Raw genomic sequence first — 18,969 nt, forward strand, 5'->3', positions numbered from 1 at the left:
TATAATTGATTCAATGACAAGTGGATTGACTGATCGTCAAATGTAATGTGTAAACTGGTCATTTACAAAGCTAAATGTAGCTTGAAATTCTTATGGATACGAATGGCTAAAACTCTGTCCGGAATGTTCATGCCTGAATGTCTTTATCAACATTTGTGCTATCATTTTCTTAAATCATGCCATCATCACACTTCTTTATTGCTGATCTTGCAATCATTGAAAACCAATTACCAGGCCGCTTACATCATGATACAAGCCAATATGTTTAGACTAAGTTTCTTCCTGATTTTATCGTTTCTGTTGACTGGTGGTTCCTGTGCGCTCTTTGCTCAGAACCCTCTGATCTCAGGTCAGTATACAGCAGATCCGTCTGTCAGGGTTTTTGGCGATAAGGTCTACCTGTATCCTTCGCACGACATTCCGGTACGTCCGGGCAAGGGACGGCCCGGCTGGTTCTGTATGGAAGATTATCATGTGTTTTCGTCGGCAAACCTCACCGACTGGACAGATCACGGAGTGATTGTATCTCAGAATAAAGTCCCCTGGGTGAAGTCTGACACTTACAGCATGTGGGCACCTGATTGTATCTTCAGGAACGGGAAGTATTACTTTTATTTTCCGGCACCACCAGCTGATACCACTCTGGGCCGGGGATTTGCAATAGGGGTGGCAGTATCAGATAATCCTGCAGGGCCGTTTGTTCCTGAGCCCTCTCCCATAAAGAACGTTAAAGGTATAGATCCTAATGTGTTTATTGACAAAGACGGGCAAGCTTATTTGTACTGGTCTCAAGGCCATATCTATGGTGCAAAGTTGAAAGAGAATATGCTTGACCTTGCTTCAGAGCCGGTGATTCTCCAGAAACTTCCCGAAAAGGGTTTAAAAGAAGGCCCTTATCTGTTTGAGCGTAACGGCATTTATTATATGACATATCCGCATGTAGAGAACAAGATAGAAAGGCTTGAATATGCGACAGGTGACAATCCACTCGGACCCTTTAAAATGGCGGGCGTCATAATGGACGAATCTCCCGACGGATGCTGGACCAACCATCATTCGGTCATAAATTTCAAGGGGCAGTGGTATTTGTTTTACCACCACAACGATTATTCTCCAAGCTTTGATAAGAACAGATCGGTTAGGCTCGACAGCCTGTTTTTTAACGCAGACGGAACGATCAGGAAAGTCGTGCCTTCCCTTAGAGGGGTTGGTCTCACTTCTGCAACGCAAAAGATCCAGGTTGATCGTTATAGTAAAATAGGTGAAAAGGGAGTATCTGTCAGCTTTGTTGATACTGCCGACAGGTTCAGGGGATGGAAAACGCAGTTTACTTTACCTGGCTCGTGGCTGCAATACAACCGCGTGGATTTTGCGAAACAAGCTCATCGTACCGTGACGCTGCTGGCGTCCTCTGAGACTTCCGGTATACTGCAGATCAGGACGAATTCCTTGTCCGGCCCCGTGATCGCCGAGGTGAAGATTCCCAAAAGTTCTTCATGGAAAATAGTCAAAGCCAATTTAACCAGGTCTGTTACCGGGATACAAAACCTGGTTTTAGTGATGAAGGGGCCGGGCAACATCACGCTGGACTGGCTGAGCTTCGGCGAGAATCCTGAAGCCGGTGCGGCATTTTATTCAGGTAACTATCCCAATTTGTTCCGGAAAGCCGGATATACGCAGGAAGATATTGACCGGAAGCTGAACAAGGCGTATCACGATATTTTCGAGGGGCCCGGCCGCATCTATTATACGGTTGGTGATTCCATGGCATATGTATCGGATCTGAAGAACCATGATGCAAGAACTGAGGGCTTGTCATACGGCATGATGGTAGCTGTTCAATTGGACAAGAAAGATGTTTTTGATCGTATCTGGAGGTGGTCAAAAAAATACCTTCAGCACCAGGAAGGCCCCAGGAAAGGTTATTTTGCCTGGAGCATCAATCCTGAAACCATGAAGCGAAATGCAGAGGGATCTGCTTCTGACGGCGAGCTGTATTATGTGACCAGCCTTCTGTTTGCAGCAAACCGCTGGGGCAATAACACGGGGATCGATTATTACCGCGAAGCCCGCACGATCCTCGACGCCATGTGGGAAAAGGATGGCACCGGGAGGATCTTTAATCTTTTCAACACCACCAGTAAACAAATAACTTTTGTACCGGAAGGCGACGGTTACAACTGGACAGACCCTTCTTATCATTTGCCTGCTTTTCTGGAAGTTTGGGCTCTTTACGCCAGGGATGGTCATGAACAGTTTTACAGAGACTGTGCCGATACGGCAAGGGCCTTTCTGCACCGTACCTGCCACCCCGAAACTGGCCTGAATCCTGATTATGCCGACTTTAGCGGCGCTCCTCATAATACCCGGTGGATGCCTGCTGCATTTCGCTTTGATTCCTGGCGGGTACCGATGAATATCGCCATGGATTACGTCTGGTTTGGAAAAGACAGGGTCTGGCAGGAGAGCTACGCGCAGCGGTTTCAGAATTTTCTTCGCTCAAAAGGGATAGACACCTTTGAAGATCAGTTTAACATGGACGGTTCCCGGCCTGACTTTATCCTTCCCGCTGGTAATGTGAAGAAACTAAGGCATTCTCTCGGTTTGATATCTACCGCTGCTTCTGTCTCCCTGGCAAACACGAACGGCAAGAACTATGATTTTGTTCATGCTTTATGGAAAGCGAAACTGGAACCTTACGACGACGGCTACTTTGATCCTTATTATGATGGTTTGCTTTATTTGTTCAGCCTGATGCATTTAAGCGGTAAATATCAGATTATAAAGCCCCTGAGGTGATATAGTAGTTTTTTTAGGAGGATATAAGGCTCTCATAGCCGGGTAGTTTGAACATTTGTTCCATTATCATGAACATCAGACCTGCTGTCTGGCGCTGGGTCTGTAATATCTTTACATAAGAGAAGCCAATTATAAAACAGGCATTCCAGCTTCGTAGAAAGGATCATATCGCCGCATAGTCTGATAAAACTGTGCGATAAACGGTTTATATTCGGAGCGGAAGTAAATACTGGTCATCTTATGGAAATTCGATACCCTTTAAAAACTTTTTCAGTTCGCTGTAAAGTGTTTTTTGCTATTCTTTGTATCCTGCTGTTAAAAAACGTATACGCACAGGAGGAACCGGTCAACTTTATCAATATTGGCAGTAAAGAGGGACTTTCTTCAAATATTGTAAATTCCATCCTGAAAGACCGTTATGGTTATATGTGGTTTGCCACCGACGACGGCCTGAACAAATATGATGGCAGCCACTTTACCGTTTACAGACATGATCCGGATATAGCCGGGAGCATTATCTCCAACGATGTCTCTGAAATTTATGAGGATGGTGAAGGGAATCTGTGGATCGGTACAGCCATCGGGCTTACATTCTACAACAGGCGTATGGATTCTTTTATAAGTTACACCTCCATTGTGAATTATTCCGTGACTTCCATCTGCAGCGATATGTCCGGGAAAATATGGGTGGCGGGCTACGACGGACTTAAGATCATTGATCCGAAAACCGGAAAAGAAGTGGTTCGAGGAACAGAACTAAAAAATCCTGAAGCCAGGAGAGGGATGCCGGGCAAAGGCATCCTCCGTCTGTTTCGCGACCAGAGGGGACGCATATGGTTGGGAACAAGCAACGGTTTATACCTCTACCGGCGTGAGAGTGGCCTGTTTAAACGTTTCGTACATCTGGATAGTGACCCGTTTAGTATAGCCGACAATACGGTCAGATCGGTATGTGAAGACAACCATGGGAATATCTGGTTTGGAACAAACAACGGCTTAAGCATGTTCAGCCCTTCGCAAAACGGCTTTATCAATTACTATCACAATGATAGTAGCCCCGCTACGCTGAACGACAACATGATCTATGCGGTTGCATCAGACAACAGGGGCAAGCTCTGGGTGGGTACCGAGCAGGGTTTGAATATTTTCGACAGTAAGACCAAAAAGAACCTCCGGCTGGAAGGGAATAGCAGGAACAGGTATGGCCTGATAGGAAAGGCGGTTAAAAACATCTTCATTGACAAGCAGGGGATATATTGGATTGCCGCTTTCCGGGCGGGAGTGAATAAGTATGATAAAAATCTGCCGTTTTTTAACTTCAGGCAGGTAAATGCTTCGGATCCATCGGGACTTAGTGCCTCTGTTGTCACATCTTTTGCAGAAGGCATGGGAGACGACCTGTACATTGGTACCGACGGAAGAGGATTGTCATTGTTCAATACAAGTACCGGTGTATCCGGCCGTCTCACCCTCCCCGGCGTACCGGCAAGCTCGGCCCTGTCAATCATGGTACTTGAGAGAGCTTCTTCCGAAGTCTGGATCGGAACTTTCCTCCGGGGTTTGCTGATAATGGATTTAAAAACCGGACAATGCCGGCAGATCACAAAAGGCAGAGGTGCACAAAATATCAGCGGCAACGATATCTTTAGTATCAGGAAAGACAGCCGGGGAAATGTGTGGGTGGGAACCAACGGACAGGGAGTGGATCTTTTTGATGCGAAGACTAAATCCTTTTATCATCTGAATAATACGTCAACAGGTAAGTTCAGGCTGATGCTGAACGGATATATCAGGGCGATCGAAGAAGACAGGAACGGAAATATGTGGATAGGATCGAGCGGATCGGGAGTAGCTGTTTACAACCCGCTTAACGGAAGGTCCAGGATATTCAACCGGCTCAACAGCAGGCTTCCAAATGATAATGTGACCGCAGTTTGTGTAGCCCGGAATGGGGTGGTCTGGGTCGGACTGCGTGGTGGCCTCGCTTTTTATAACGCAGGGAAAGATCAGTTTGTGTGTTATACAGAGAAGAACGGCCTTGCTAATGCTGTGATCTATAAGATCCTGGAAGACAATGCCGGGAAGCTGTGGGTCAGCACCAACAAGGGGATCAGCAGTTTTGACCCCGCATCGGGAAAGTTTAAAAACTATTCTTATCATAACGGATTACAGAGAAACCCTTTTGTGCAGGGTGCAGGCCTGAAGCTGCCCGATGGCAGGATGTTCTTCGGGGGTATAGATGGGTTCAATTACTTTGATCCCGAGCAGCTGCATGCCACCATCAGGATTCCGAAGGTGGTGCTCACAGATCTGAAGATCTCAAACAGGAGTGTTGTCCCCGGGGAGGATTCTGAAATTACAGAGCATATTTCGGTAGCAAAGGACATTTCTCTCGACTATAAACAGAATTTTACCCTGGGTTTTTCAGCCCTCAATTATACCTCGCCTGAAGAAAACAGGTATCTGTATAAGCTTGATAATTTCGATAAGGAATGGAACCAGGTGGGGAAGTCTACCACCGCCTCCTACACCAATTTAGGTCCGGGAGAGTATACGTTTAAGGTAAAGGCCCGGAGTGATGCCGGCGAATGGACTACTCCCGAAACCTCCATTACTATTCATGTGCGGCCTCCTGTCTGGATGACCTGGTACGCTTTTATTTTCTATGTATTGCTGATCGCATCTTTCTTATGGTTCCTTCGTTACCGGGGTATACAAAGGATTAAAGCCCGTTTTGAACTGGAGCAGGAACGTTTGTATGCCAGGCAGCAGATTGACCAGGAAAGGCATAAGGCTGATCAGCTTCGTCAGTTCGACCAGCTAAGGATCAAATTTCTTACCAATGTCAGCCACGAGTTCAGAACTCCTGTATCTCTCATTGTCGGACCCCTGGATCAACTGCTTCAGCAGGAAACCAACCCCGCCAAAGTGAGGCGCCTGGATATGATCAGGAGGAACGCCCGCAGATTGCTGAACCTGGTTAATGAGTTGCTGGATTTCAGAAACCTGGAGGAGAAAGAATCAAAGCTGAATATGACGGAAGGTGATTTTATCGCCTTCGCCCGTGATGTCGCCGAATCATTCAGGGACCTTTCCGAGCGCAAGCAGATCAGTTTCGGATTCAGGAGCTCCTTTAAATATTATTTTACAAATTTTGATAAGGATAAGATTGAACGCATTCTGTTCAACCTTCTCTCTAATGCGTTTAAATTCACGATGCAGGGGGGAGAGGTGGTCTTGTCCATACAGGGCACTGAGAACCGGGATGGGATTAAGGTAATTCTCACCGATACTGGTATCGGAATAGAAAACAGGAAGCAGGAGCAGATTTTCGAGCCTTTTTTCCAGGGAGAAGCCAATCCTGCAATTCTGAATCAGGGCAGTGGCATCGGTCTTTCTATTGTAAAGGAATTTGTTAAAATGCACGGAGGAAGAGTAGAAGTGGAAAGCATTGAGGGCAAAGGCTCTGTTTTTTCTATTTATTTTCCATTTGTGCAGGTGGATGGTGACGGAGCTGCTGAAGATGTGTCATTGTCAGCTGAAGAACCAGGAGGAGATCCGGCCGGCAGCCCGCACCCGGAAGCTGTCTCCTCCAGCCATCTTCCGGTAGTGCTCCTGGTAGAAGATAATGAAGAATTTCGCTTTTATCTGAAGGACAGCCTCAGAGGATTCTATCGTATTGAAGAAGCTTCAAACGGAAAGGAGGGCTGGCAGAAAGTCCTGTCTGTGCATCCTCAGGTAGTGGTAAGTGATATTAGCATGCCCTATGTCAGCGGGGTGGAGCTTTGCTGCAAGATCAAAAGTGATAAAAGGACCAGCCATATTCCCGTTATGCTGCTGACGGCCCTGACCAACGAAGATGATCAGTTGCAGGCACTGGAGACTGGTGCTGATGACTATGTAACCAAGCCCTGTAACTTTGAGATTCTGAATGTGAAAATTCGTAATCTCCTCGCTTTGAATGAACGGCTCAGGAATACCTACAGCAAGCAGATAAAAGTGGCTGCACCTGAAGTGCAGATAGAATCTGACCAGGAAAAGTTCCTGAACAAAGTCATACAGTATATCGATTCCAACCTGACTAACCCTCAGTTATCGGTAGAAGACCTGAGCCGCCGGATGGGAATGAGCCGGGGTTCTTTATACTCGAAGATACTGGAGGTAACCGGAGAGACCCCGGTTGAATTTATCCGGTCTATCAAACTCGACAGGGCTGCTGTACTGCTCGAAAAGAGCGATATGAATGTGGCGCAGGTGAGTTATTCTGTAGGCTTCTCCACGCCTAATTATTTCTCCAGGGCCTTCAGAATCAGGTTTAATATGCTGCCATCGGAATATATCAGCCTGAAGCGTGAGGGTACGGGGAAAATCTGATTTACCGGGTGATATAACACCGCCCGGTAAATCAGAAATGGAGAAGCCTTTGTTTGATAAATGTATCAGACAGAGGCGTGTTTCGCCGAATAAGGAATGATCTCTTCAATCGTTCCGTCACTGAGGTGCTTAAGCGGCGCCACCTTAACAGAGCGCAGGTGTGTAACGCCCCGGGATAATGACGAATCGTGATAGAACAGGTACCAGGAACCTTCGAACTCGGCTATTGAATGATGGTTGGTCCAGCCTACCACGGGATGAAGCACGATCCCTTTGTAAGTGAAAGGTCCGTAAGGATTGTCTCCCACTGCATAACAGATAAAATGAGTGTCGCCGGTAGAATATGAAAAGTAATATTTGCCTTCATATTTATGCATCCAGGAGGCCTCAAAAAATCTCCGGTCGTGATCGCCCGCTAACAGAGGCTCGCCGTTTTCGTCGACAATCAGGAGCTCACGAACCGGTTCTGCAAACTCTTTCATATCGTCTGAAAGCAATGCTGCTCTCGGGCCAAGGGCTTTTTCATGGGGCAGCGGTTCCAAATTCTCTTCACTGTATTTATGGTCCCGGTAATGTTGTAGCTGTCCGCCCCAGATTCCTCCGAAATACATATAATGCTTACCGTCGTCGTCACAGAAAACGGCGGGATCAATAGAGTAACTGCATTTAATAGCTTCCGGTTCGGCAGTAAAGGGGCCGCTTGGCGAATTGCTGCTTGCTACGCCGATCTGGAAGATACCGTCGGCCCTTTTAGCAGGAAAATAAAGATAATAGGTGCCTTCTTTAAAGGCTGCATCGGGCGCCCACATCTGTTGTTTGGCCCAGGGAACGTCTTTTACATGAAGGGCGACACCATGATCTGTTACCTCTGCCCCCGGCGAATCCATGGATAATACGTGATAATCTTCCATGGCAAAATGACTGCCCAGGTCATCAAAGGGGATATCTGTTTCGATATCGTGCGAAGGATAAATGTAGATCCTTCCGTCAAAAACATGTGCCGAGGGATCGGCTGTGTAAATGTGCTTAACGAGAGGCTGCGATATAGCCCTCCTGTTTAAGTCATCAAAATCAATATGATCTATCGGATCTTCCGGCATAAATTGAAAATTTTATAATGTAACGATACAAATACTTTTATTCCACTATCTCTGTTCTGATCTCCGAACCAGATTCTCTTCTTTCCCTCAGATCCTTTTCTATTTGCAGTTCTGTTTCCTTACTGATAGGATACCAGAACAAAAGGATGGCTCCCGCAATAAATATGAGGCCCGGAATGGTACTGATAAGCATCCTTATGCCATTCGTTGCCGATTCAGCCTGTACAGCCACATCGGGAACATATCCAAATATACCCAATAACCATGCTGACAAAGCTCCTCCCACGCTGAGCCCGACTTTCAGTCCGAAGATCATAGCAGAGAAAACGATGGCAGTCGCCCGCCTGTTATTTTTCCATTCCGAATAGTCCGCCACATCGGCAATCATTGCCCAGAGAAGAGGAATGGTAATTCCATACAAAAATCCATGAATGATTTGTGTAACGAAGACTGCAACAACAGCCGCATTTGAGTAAAAACTGATCGCGATCAGACAGATTGCCGAGAGGGCGAGAAAGCACCCGTAAATATTCCGTTTCCCGAACCTGTCAGCCAATGGCTTTGAGAGGAATATTCCCAGGATCATCGAAATAGTACTGAAGGCGCTCGTGAAACTGGCGACAGCATAGGGGGCACTCCCCGGTTTCGTAAATTCTTCAAATGCATGGGGGGGGAAAATGTTGCTCAATCCGCTGATGATACTGTTAAATCCTACAATGTCCAGGAATTCAACCTGGCTTGCCTCTGTCAGGTAGTATTTGAAATAAAAGATATTCATTCCTCCTTTGGTCGCAAGCGTTGTGAATACCAGGATGGTCAGCACCAGCATAATGATCCACGGCTTATTAGCACCCAGGTCAGCCAGGTCTTGTTTGAGCGGGGTTTTCTGCTCTTTTGGGGGAGCAATCCGTTCCCGGGTTGTCAGGAATGTAATAATGAAACAGATCACTCCTGTAACAGCGAAAACGAGCATCACCTTTTCGAATCCACTAGCTTTGTCGCCGCCTCCCAGTGAAAGCGCCAGCGGCAAAAGCAGTACCTGGATGGTGAACTGTGCGATCATTACAGCCACAAAACGATAGGATGCCAGACTGTTACGTTCTTTCATGTCTCCGGTAAGCACCCCGCTCAGAGCGGAGTAGGGGAGATTGTTGGCCGAATAAACAATCACCAGCAGGAAGTATGTAATAAAGGCGTAAGCAATTTTCCCGCCTTCATTAAATCCTGGTGTCGAAAAGGCCAGCAGGGAGATTATTCCAAACGGGACTGCGGTCCATAACACCCATGGCCTGAATTTTCCCCACCGGGTATTGGTGCGGTCGGCTATTGCACCCATAGCGAGATTAAAACAAGCCCCTACTACACCACCGATCAGCATAATAAGACTGGCAGAAGCAGGAGGTATCTTATATATATCGGTATAAAAGAAGGCGAGAAACGCCATTAACGTTTGAAAAATGAGATTTGCCGCCAGGTCACCAAGACTGTAACCTATTTTTTCGGTAACTGAGAGCTTTTGTCTTTTGGGCACTCCTTTATCTGCCAGAATATCTGATACAGATGAGTTATTGTTTGAACTGTGCATGGTTATTATCACTTAGGATATTGGAGGAATTTTTTTTCTTAAGATTTATGAGCCTGTAAAAAGCAGGTTTCGGCGCGAATTCCCTGTCAAAAAGAAGCGGGTAGTTAGTCCTGCCCGGAATAGGCCAGTTATTAAGCCATGACACGCCGTCTGCAACTCCCCACACCGTCACCCTGCTGATTTTGTCACGGTGCTTTAAGAAGATACGGAATACTTTTTCATAGCTGTCAGCCAGCTTTTTCTGAACTGAATCGGGTAGTCCGGCCGTGTAGGGATTTAATGTTGCTGCATACCTTGCTTTTTTACCTACATCTGCTTCATTGGATTTAAAAGGCGTAGGCAATACGCTGATATCGAGTTCTGTAAATGCTACTTCAAGCCCAAGCGCGGAAAATTCGGAAATGGCATCTTCAATATTTTTCAATGGAAGATTGTCGATGTTCCAGTGTCCCTGGATCCCCACTCCGTCAATCCGTACGCCCGCCGCCTGTATTTTCTTGATTAGCCGGATGGCACCCGCTCTTTTTGCCGGCTGCTCTATATTGTAGTCGTTATAATACAGCCTGGCTTCGGGAGTGAATTTCTGGGCAAGCCTGAAAGCATCTGTCACATAGTCCTCCCCGAGTTTTTCGTAAAAGATAGACGTCCTCATGCTTCCGTCTTCATTCAATGCTTCATTCACCACATCCCATGAGTCGATCTTGCCCCTGTATCTTGAAGCTACTGTTTGGATATGGCTGTTAAAGAACATGCGGACTGAGTCTGCACTTTTCATTCTGTGGACAAAAGCCGGCAATTGGCTGTGCCACACAAGGGTATGGCCGGTAACTTTCATCTTATTCCGCTTTGCATAGGAAATAAGTTTATCTGTCACATCGAAATGATACACGTTCCATTCGGGATGTATCTCTTCCGCTTTCATCGCATTTTCCGGTGTAACCGCATTGAACTGTTCAGACAGGATTTTTGCAGACTTAGGGTCCTTTTCGAGTATTTGATACTCGTTAATAGCTGTGCCAATCAGGAAATCGTCTTTGAAGCTCTCTTTAAGGGCTGGAGCCTTTTGTATGGCTGTCAGGTTCCGCGGATTCCGGCAACTGTCCAACAAAAGGAATACAGGAATAATGGTTACTAAATAACGCGCTTTGTTCATATAAAGGGTTTAATTCTAACTGGCTTTTATTCGTGCTGGTCAGGAAAGTAAAACTAGGATACCCCGGCAGCAAGAAAGGGGACTTTTAGCTATTTTTATGATACAAATGTTTTATCGCAGACAGGTAATCTGGTCAAACAGGCAAAGCTGCCCTGGCAGGGCTTCTTTTAAGGACAAAAATATCCGGATGAACATTTGTACTATCAATTTGGTTAATCCTCTCATTCCCGCAAAAACAGGCTGGTAACTTTGTCCCATACAATAACAGACCCTTTATCAACCTGATTTAAGATTAGCGAAAGTGTGAAAAAACTAGTACTCCTGATATTCCTGGTGTTTTCGGCAACTGCCTGTATTCATGCCGGCAGCATTGTAAAAGACCGCTTTGTCTATACCGAAAAAGGGAAAGATTATTTCCCTATGGTGACTGGTGGCCGGGCAGTTTCCCTTCTGTTTGACTCCCGTGACCATAAAGGGGTTCTTTTGGCTATAAATAGTTTAAGGGATGATTTTAAAAAAGTAACAGGGAATGAACCTGCTGAAGCAGCCGGCAGGTACAGGATAATAATCGGAACGGCCGGCAAGTCTCTTATAATTGATGATTTAATCAGGACGGGAAAGCTTCCTCAGAACGGACTTTCCGGAAAAAACGAGAAGTTCATTATCCAGGTCGTCAAAAGTCCGTTGAAAGGTGTAGAGTCAGCTCTTGTTATTGCCGGCAGCGACAAGCGTGGTACTATATATGGAATTTACGAATTGTCCGCTCAGATGGGTGTTTCTCCATGGTATTACTGGGCGGATGTGCCGGTTACCAGACGGAATCAATTGTATGTTAAGCCGGGGGGATATACACTCGGAGAGCCGGCGGTAAAATACAGGGGAATATTTCTGAATGACGAAGCCCCTGCCTTATCAGGGTGGGCGCATGAAAAGTTCGGCGGATTTAATCACCGGTTCTATGAAAAAGTGTTCGAACTGATTCTTCGTTTGAAAGGCAATTATTTATGGCCTGCTATGTGGGGAAACAGCTTCAATTCGGACGACCCTGAAAACCCGCGCCTGGCAAATGATATGGGCGTGATAATGGGAACCTCCCATCACGAACCGATGATGCGGGCTCATGCAGAATGGAAAAAGTTTGCTGGAGGAGGGCAATGGAATTATGCGACCAACGCTTCTGGCCTGGATGAATTCTGGAGACAGGGAATCAGGAGGATGGGGAGTAATGAAAGCGTCGTGACGATAGGTATGCGGGGAGATGGAGATGAACCGATGAGCGAAGAAAGCAATATCAGCCTGCTTGAGAAAATAGTCTCTGCCCAGCGCCGCATACTGGAAGAGGAAACAGGGAAGCCGGCGGAAAAGGTTCCCCAGCTATGGGCTCTTTATAAAGAGGTCCAGGAGTATTACGATAAAGGGATGCGCGTCCCTGACGATGTCACCCTGCTTCTCTGCGATGACAACTGGGGGAATATAAGAAAGCTTCCTGAGCTGAAAGATAAGCCAAGGGCAGGCGGATATGGTATTTATTATCACTTTGATTATGTAGGGGGACCGAGGAACTATAAATGGTTAAATACCAACCCCATTACCAAAGTATGGGAACAAATGCATCTAGCCAGGGAGTATGGGGCAGACCGGCTCTGGCTCGTGAACGTCGGAGATCTTAAACCAATGGAATTTCCGATTGAGTTCTTTCTTGACTATGCCTGGAATCCGGAGCAATGGACATCAGACAAGCTGCAGGACTATACCCGGTTATGGGCGGAAGCTCAGTTCGGCGCTGCACATGCCGGCGAAATAGCAGACATCATCTCTTCTTACACCAGGTTTAACGGAAGGGTGAAGCCCGAACTTCTCAGTGAAAAAACATACAGCCTGCATCATTACAGGGAATTTGAAAGGGTGACATCAGACTACCGGGAACTTCTCAGCCGGGCTGAGAAAACGGGTAAACTTTTACCGGCGCAATACCGGGACAGTTATTTTCAGCTTGTTCTTCATCCCGTGATGGCCTGTTCAAATCTTTACGAACTTTATTATGCCGTGGCTTTGAACAGGCTGTATGCTGGTCAGCGGCGTGCTTCCACTAATGAACTTGCATCAAAGGTCAGAGATTTATTTGCCCGGGATGCAGAGATAAGCAGGATCTATAATCAGGATATCGCCGGCGGCAAGTGGAACCACATGATGGATCAGACTCATATCGGTTATACTGGATGGCAGCAGCCCGAGACGAATATAATGCCACGCGTAGACGAAATAGAGGTGCCCGAAAAAGGATATGCAGGCCTTGCACTGGAAAACACCGCCAAATGGTGGCCGGAATCAGACACGGTAGCAGTATTACCGGCATTCAGTCCCTGGTCACAGCAATCTTACTTTATGGAATTGTTCAACACCGGGAAAACTCCCCTGCAGTATGCAATATCCTCCGGCTCTTCTTTCGTAACGGTCAGCTCCCCTGACGGGCTTCTGGAAAAAGATAAAAGAATAGAGGTCAGCATTGACTGGAAGAAGGCTCCCCGCGGAGAACACCAGGTACCGCTTGCTGTCAAATGCGGGGACCGTACTTACTCTGTTTTAGTAAAAGTGTTTAACCCGGCGGAGGGTGAAAAAATAAAAGGGTATGTGGAAAGCAATGGGGTGATAGCCATGGAGGCCGCTGGTTACAGCAGGCTCCGGAAACATGGCAATGCTTCCTGGGCGGTCATTCCCGGTTATGGAAAAACCTCCTCCGCTATCAGTCCTTTCCCCGTTACATCTTCCCCTTTTTCTGCCGGGCCTCAGGCTCCGTGTGCAGAATACGACTTTCATTCATTTAGTAAAGGAGAGGTGAGTGTGAATGTACTGGTGGCTCCGACCATCGACTTCCATAATACAGGTGGTATGAGATATGCAGTTTCCATTGATGACGGCGAGCCTCAGGTGGTCAAAATAAACGGGGCATCCCCTGATTGGGGATGGGAAAGATCTGTCGCCCGGAATATCAGGATCCTGACATCAAAGCATCAGCTGAAATCTGAAGGAGCTCATACATTGAAACTGTGGGCAATTGATCCGGCTGTAGTGGTCGAAAGGATCATTATCGATGCAGGAGGGGTAAAAAACTCTTACCTCGGTCCTCCCGAAAGCGCAAAGAAATAACTTTAAAAATAGAACAAAATATCAATTAAATATCATTATGAAGTTTTTTATCGATACTGCAAACCTTGCTCAAATTAAAGAAGCACATGAAATGGGCGTATTGGACGGCGTTACCACCAATCCGAGCCTGATGGCAAAAGAAGGGATTTCCGGACATGAAAGGGTTATAGAACATTATAAAACAATTTGCGGCATTACAGACGGCGACGTAAGCGCTGAGGTGATTGCTACTACATTTGATGAAATGGTAGCCGAAGGAGAAGCCCTGGCGAAGTTACATGAACGGATTGTAGTGAAGGTCCCCATGATAAAAGAAGGGGTAAAGGCCATCAAATACTTTACATCCCGCGGGATCAAAACCAACTGTACCCTGGTTTTCTCTGCCGGACAGGCTTTGCTGGCTGCCAAGGCAGGAGCTACTTATGTATCCCCGTTCATTGGCCGGCTGGATGATGTATCAACTGACGGTTTAGGCCTGATAGAAGATATCCGGACTATTTACGACAATTACGGATATGCCACCCAGATCCTTGCGGCATCAGCGCGTCATCCAATGCATATAGTGGAATGTGCTAAAATCGGAGCTGACGTCGTCACTGCGCCACTTTCCGCAATCGCGGCACTGCTCAAACATCCTCTTACAGATAACGGCCTGGCGCAATTCCTGGCAGACTATAAGAAGGCGGCTTCGCAGGCAGCTATCGGATGATCTTAGGGCTTAAAAGCCCGGTAAACAAAATTCTTCGTTTATGCAGCGTATTAAGATATTTTTCTCATCTCTCATATTGTCGGCTGTGCTGTCTTTTTCGGCATCGGCACAGGTACGGCTTCCTCAGATTATCAGAGACAGCATGATTTTGCAAAGAAACGCTCCTTTGAAATTATGGGGATGGGCATCTCCCGGTGAAAAGGTACGGATCCGCTTCAACGGAAAAAGCGCCGCAGGCAAGACCAGTCCGGGCGGCCGCTGGCAGGTTCAGTTACCCGCTATGAAAGCAGGAGGGCCTTACACCATGACTGTAAGCGGGAAAAATACCATTGTACTGAAGGAAATTTTGATCGGGGATGTCTGGGTATGTTCCGGTCAGTCTAATATGGTGCATCAACTGGCCATCCACAACATCACGTATGCAAAAGATATCGAAACGGCGGACTATCCGCAAATCAGGCAATTCTGGATTCCAACAACTACACGCTTGGAGGGGCCTGCCGCCGATCTTCCGCCGGGCAATTGGAAATCCGCCAATCCGAAGGATGTCAACACCTTTTCTGCAGTAGCTTATTTCTTCGCAAGGAATATCTTTGAAAGGCATCATGTGCCTGTTGGGATCATTAATGCAAGTGTAGGAGGTACTACTATCGAAGCGTGGACGGGCGAAGATGGACTGAGCGGTTTTCCCGGGATAAAGGAAGTGATCACCCGTAACAAGGATACTGCCTGGGTAATGAGTCAGAAACGCCGGCAGCCCGCCGGAAACACGGCCAGAATGAAAGATGCCGACAAAGGTACGAGCGGACCGGTCAGCTGGTTTGATCCTTCCTATGTTCCGAAAGGCTGGCAGGCTTTCGATGTTCCGGGCTACTGGGAGGATCAGGGGATCCGCGATCTCGACGGAGTCGTGTGGTTTCGGAAAGAATTTGAACTGCCTGTGCATGTTGCAGGAAAAAAGGCTTCCTTATTTATGGGAAGGATTGTTGATGCCGATATCGCATATCTTAACGGGAAACAGGTGGGCAGCACGTCTTATCTGTATCCTCAAAGACGGTATCAGGTTCCGGAAGGAGTTCTGAAGGCCGGGAAAAATATCCTGGTGGTCAGAGTTCAGAACAATTCAGGCAAAGGTGGCTTCGTTCCGGTGAAACCTTATTTTCTGAAGGTGGAAGATGTTGAGGTGGATCTGAAAGGTGACTGGGAATATAAGGTAGGGCAGGTTTACAGGCGGGACAATGCATCCCGCGGATTTTATGCATTCTCAGAGCAAAGTCAGCCGGCGTCCCTGTTTAACGCCATGATCGCTCCTTTTACATCTTATGCTGTGAAAGGTGTACTGTGGTATCAGGGAGAGAGTAATACCGGGAATGCACAGGAATACGGGAAACTGCTGCCTGCTTTGATCGCAGATTGGAGAAAGCAGTTTGGCAGGGCAAACCTTCCTTTTTATTATGTCCAGCTGCCGAATTTTGGCGACGCGGTCTATCTTCCCTCAGAGAGCGGTTCGGCGGTGATCCGGGAAGCGGCTTTAAAAACATTGTCGGTTCCTAATACAGGCATGGCTGTGACCATCGACCTGGGCGAATGGAATGATATCCATCCGGATAATAAAAAAGACGTCGGCGAACGCCTGGCTTTGATAGCACGGCATTTCCTTTACGGAGAAAAAGACCTGGTATTTAGCGGGCCGCTCTACCAGTCATCCAGGATAGAAGGAAATAAAATAATTGTTAGTTTTTTACACACAGGCGGCGGGCTGATCAGCATAGACGGCGAGCCTCTCTCTCAGTTTGCTATAGCAGGAGCCGACAGGAAGTTTGTGTGGGCTAATGCCAGGATCACGGGGGATAAAGTGGAGGTTTGGTCGGATGAAGTTCCGCAGCCTGAATTTGTACGCTATGCATGGGCTGATAATCCGGTCGGTCCCAATCTGTATAATGTTGAAAAATTGCCTGCATCTCCTTTCAGAACGGATGAGTAACGGCAAACATTTTTTACTACTAACTAATACGTAACTAATCATGAACATCAAAACCATTTCCGGTATTTTCTGCATTATCCTATGCATGACAACCGCAGCCAGGGCTGAAAACGGGCATCAGCTATGGCTAAGAAAGGGAAAAGCTAACCCCGTAACCATTGTTTGTCAGGGAAGTTCACCTATATTAAAGAACGCTGTAAAAGAGCTGGAGGCCGGATGGCTGGGCGAACCCGGCTCAAAGTTAATCCTCTCAGTGGGCAGAGATAAAAGATTAAAGGGAGATGGTTTTATGCTGGATTCCCGTGGCATACATGCTTCTACGGATAAAGGTATTTTGTATGGAGTATATGATTTATTGCGTCGTCAGAAGACTGGTGAAAGTGCAAAATCCGTTGTCTCCAACCCTGCCTATGAGTACAGGTTACTGAATCATTGGGATAACCTGGATGGAAGTGTGGAACGGGGATATGCCGGACGTTCTATATTCTGGCGCGGAGATAAGGACCTGGCGGTAACACAAAATGACAGAGTTCTCTGGCAGGAATATGCGCGGGCCTGTGCCTCGGTAGGAATAAACGCAAGCGTTCTGAATAATGTCAATGCCTCGCCCCGTATACTTGACCCTGAATATCTTAAAAGAGTAAAAGCTATTGCTGATATTCTCAGGCCTTATGGAATAAAAACGTTTTTGTCTGTGAACTTCTCTTCGCCGGTGAGGCTGGGGGGACTAAAAACATCTGATCCCCTGGATAAAGATGTGATCAGGTGGTGGAAGGTAAAAACTGAGGAGATCTATAAGCTCATTCCTGACTTTGGAGGCTTTCTTGTAAAAGCAAACAGCGAAGGGCAGCCCGGTCCCCAGGATTTCGGCCGGACCCATGCGGACGGGGCGAATATGATGGCGGATGTGCTGAAGCCCTATCGCGGCATCGTGATGTGGCGCGCCTTTGTTTACAGCTCACAGGAAAAAGACCGTGCCCGTCAGGCATACAACGAATTCATGCCCCTTGACGGGGCTTTCAGGGATAATGTCATCATACAGGTAAAAAACGGTCCTATAGATTTTCAGCCAAGGGAACCCTTCAGCCCTCTTTTCGGGGCGATGAAAAAGACGGCTGTTATGCCCGAGCTCCAGATCACGCAGGAGTATCTCGGGCACTCTTACCAGCTGGCCTTCCTGGCTCCTATGTGGGAAGAATGTCTCAAGAGCGATACTTACCAGGAAGGTAAGGGCAGCACGGTCGCCCGCTGTACGGATGGCAGCATCTTTAAATACCCATATACGGCCATTGCAGGTGTAGCAAACACCGGGCTTGATTTAAACTGGTGCGGGCACCCCTTCGCACAGGCCAACTGGTATGCCTTCGGACGGCAGGCCTGGGACCATACGCTGACAAGCGAACAAATCGCAGATGAATGGACAAAACTGACTTTCTATAACCCGGACGTTGCTTATGGAAAATCAGAGAAGCACGGCGACTGGGAACGCGGATTTCTAAAACCGGTAAAGGAAATGATGCTGGAGAGCAGAGAGGCTGTCGTGAACTACTCCATGCCCCTTGGCTTTCACCATATCTTCTCAGCAGATGATCATTACGGGCCGGGCCCCTGGTTTGGACCTAAGAGTGTAAGGCCAGACTGGACCTCAGTGTATTACCACCAGGCGGATACCAATGGCGTTGGCTTTAACCGTACCCGTAGTGGCAGTAATGCAGTCAGTCAGTATCACGAGCCCCTTGCATCTCAGCTCAACGATGTGCAGACCTGTCCCGAAAAGTACTTGTTATGGTTTCATCACTTACCCTGGGATTTTAAACTCAAAAGCGGAAAAACACTATGGGATGAGATCTGCTTTCACTACGATCATGGAATACAGCAGGTCAGAGGATTTCAGAAAACCTGGGACCTGACAGAACCCTATGTCGATAAGCAACGGTTTTTACAGGTTCAGAACTTGTTGATGCGTCAGACCCTTGATGCCCAGGTATGGAAGGACGGCTGCATTCTTTATTTTCAGCAATTCAGCAGGAGGCCGGTACCCTACGATTTGGAGCGGCCTGTGTTCGGTCTGGAATTTATAAAGAAAAAGAGACCAATATTGATTTTTGAATGATGTAT

At 47.1% G+C, this 18,969-nt stretch carries 9 protein-coding genes; 6 read left to right on the plus strand and 3 right to left on the minus strand.

Translation table 11 applies throughout. From position 1 onward, the window contains the following. Positions 1–261: 261 nt before the first annotated feature. The gene (locus DDR33_RS26620; protein ID WP_109415311.1) at positions 262–2,799 is read left to right on the plus strand and encodes a glycosyl hydrolase family 8; all 2,538 of its coding nucleotides are present in this window, start codon (positions 262–264) and stop codon (positions 2,797–2,799) included. Positions 2,800–3,039: 240 nt separating this feature from the next. Continuing rightward, positions 3,040–7,173, plus strand: a complete 4,134-nt coding sequence (locus tag DDR33_RS08165) for a hybrid sensor histidine kinase/response regulator transcription factor (protein ID WP_109415276.1) — start codon at positions 3,040–3,042, stop codon at positions 7,171–7,173. 65 nt (positions 7,174–7,238) lie between these two features. On the opposite strand, the gene DDR33_RS08170 is transcribed toward DDR33_RS08165, so the two are convergent. From DDR33_RS08170 to DDR33_RS08180, 3 genes are read right to left on the minus strand one after another with little or no spacing between them, the layout of a single operon-like run. Continuing rightward, positions 7,239–8,273, minus strand: coding sequence for a glycoside hydrolase family 43 protein (locus DDR33_RS08170; protein WP_109415277.1), 1,035 nt, complete (start codon positions 8,271–8,273; stop codon positions 7,239–7,241). A gap of 37 nt (positions 8,274–8,310) precedes the next feature. Then, positions 8,311–9,858 (minus strand): MFS transporter, encoded by a 1,548-nt coding sequence (locus DDR33_RS08175; protein WP_109415278.1) that lies wholly within the window; start codon positions 9,856–9,858, stop codon positions 8,311–8,313. Further along, a complete protein-coding gene (locus tag DDR33_RS08180; RefSeq protein WP_109415279.1) occupies positions 9,839–11,011 on the minus strand; it encodes an endo-1,4-beta-xylanase in 1,173 nt (390 codons plus the stop codon). Before DDR33_RS08180 ends, DDR33_RS08175 begins: the two co-directional genes overlap by 20 nt. Positions 11,012–11,314: 303 nt before the next feature. On the opposite strand from DDR33_RS08180, the gene DDR33_RS08185 reads away from it, so the two are divergent. From DDR33_RS08185 to DDR33_RS08200, 4 genes are read left to right on the plus strand one after another with little or no spacing between them, the layout of a single operon-like run. After that, the gene (locus tag DDR33_RS08185; protein ID WP_109415280.1) at positions 11,315–14,158 is read left to right on the plus strand and encodes a glycosyl hydrolase 115 family protein; all 2,844 of its coding nucleotides are present in this window, start codon (positions 11,315–11,317) and stop codon (positions 14,156–14,158) included. Positions 14,159–14,195: 37 nt separating this feature from the next. After that, entirely contained in the window at positions 14,196–14,867 is a 672-nt protein-coding gene (gene fsa, locus DDR33_RS08190) for a fructose-6-phosphate aldolase (RefSeq protein WP_109415281.1), read from the plus strand. A 40-nt stretch (positions 14,868–14,907) separates the two neighbouring features. Then, positions 14,908–16,851: a sialate O-acetylesterase gene (locus tag DDR33_RS08195; protein ID WP_109415282.1), complete on the plus strand. Its 1,944-nt coding sequence runs from the start codon at positions 14,908–14,910 to the stop codon at positions 16,849–16,851. Between the two features lie 40 nt (positions 16,852–16,891). Continuing rightward, on the plus strand, positions 16,892–18,964 hold the full coding sequence (locus DDR33_RS08200; protein ID WP_109415283.1) for an alpha-glucuronidase: 2,073 nt from the start codon (positions 16,892–16,894) through the stop codon (positions 18,962–18,964). Positions 18,965–18,969: the final 5 nt, after the last annotated feature.

The organism is Pararcticibacter amylolyticus (genome assembly GCF_003130405.1).
Taxonomy (GTDB): Bacteria; Bacteroidota; Bacteroidia; order Sphingobacteriales; family Sphingobacteriaceae; genus Arcticibacter; species Arcticibacter amylolyticus.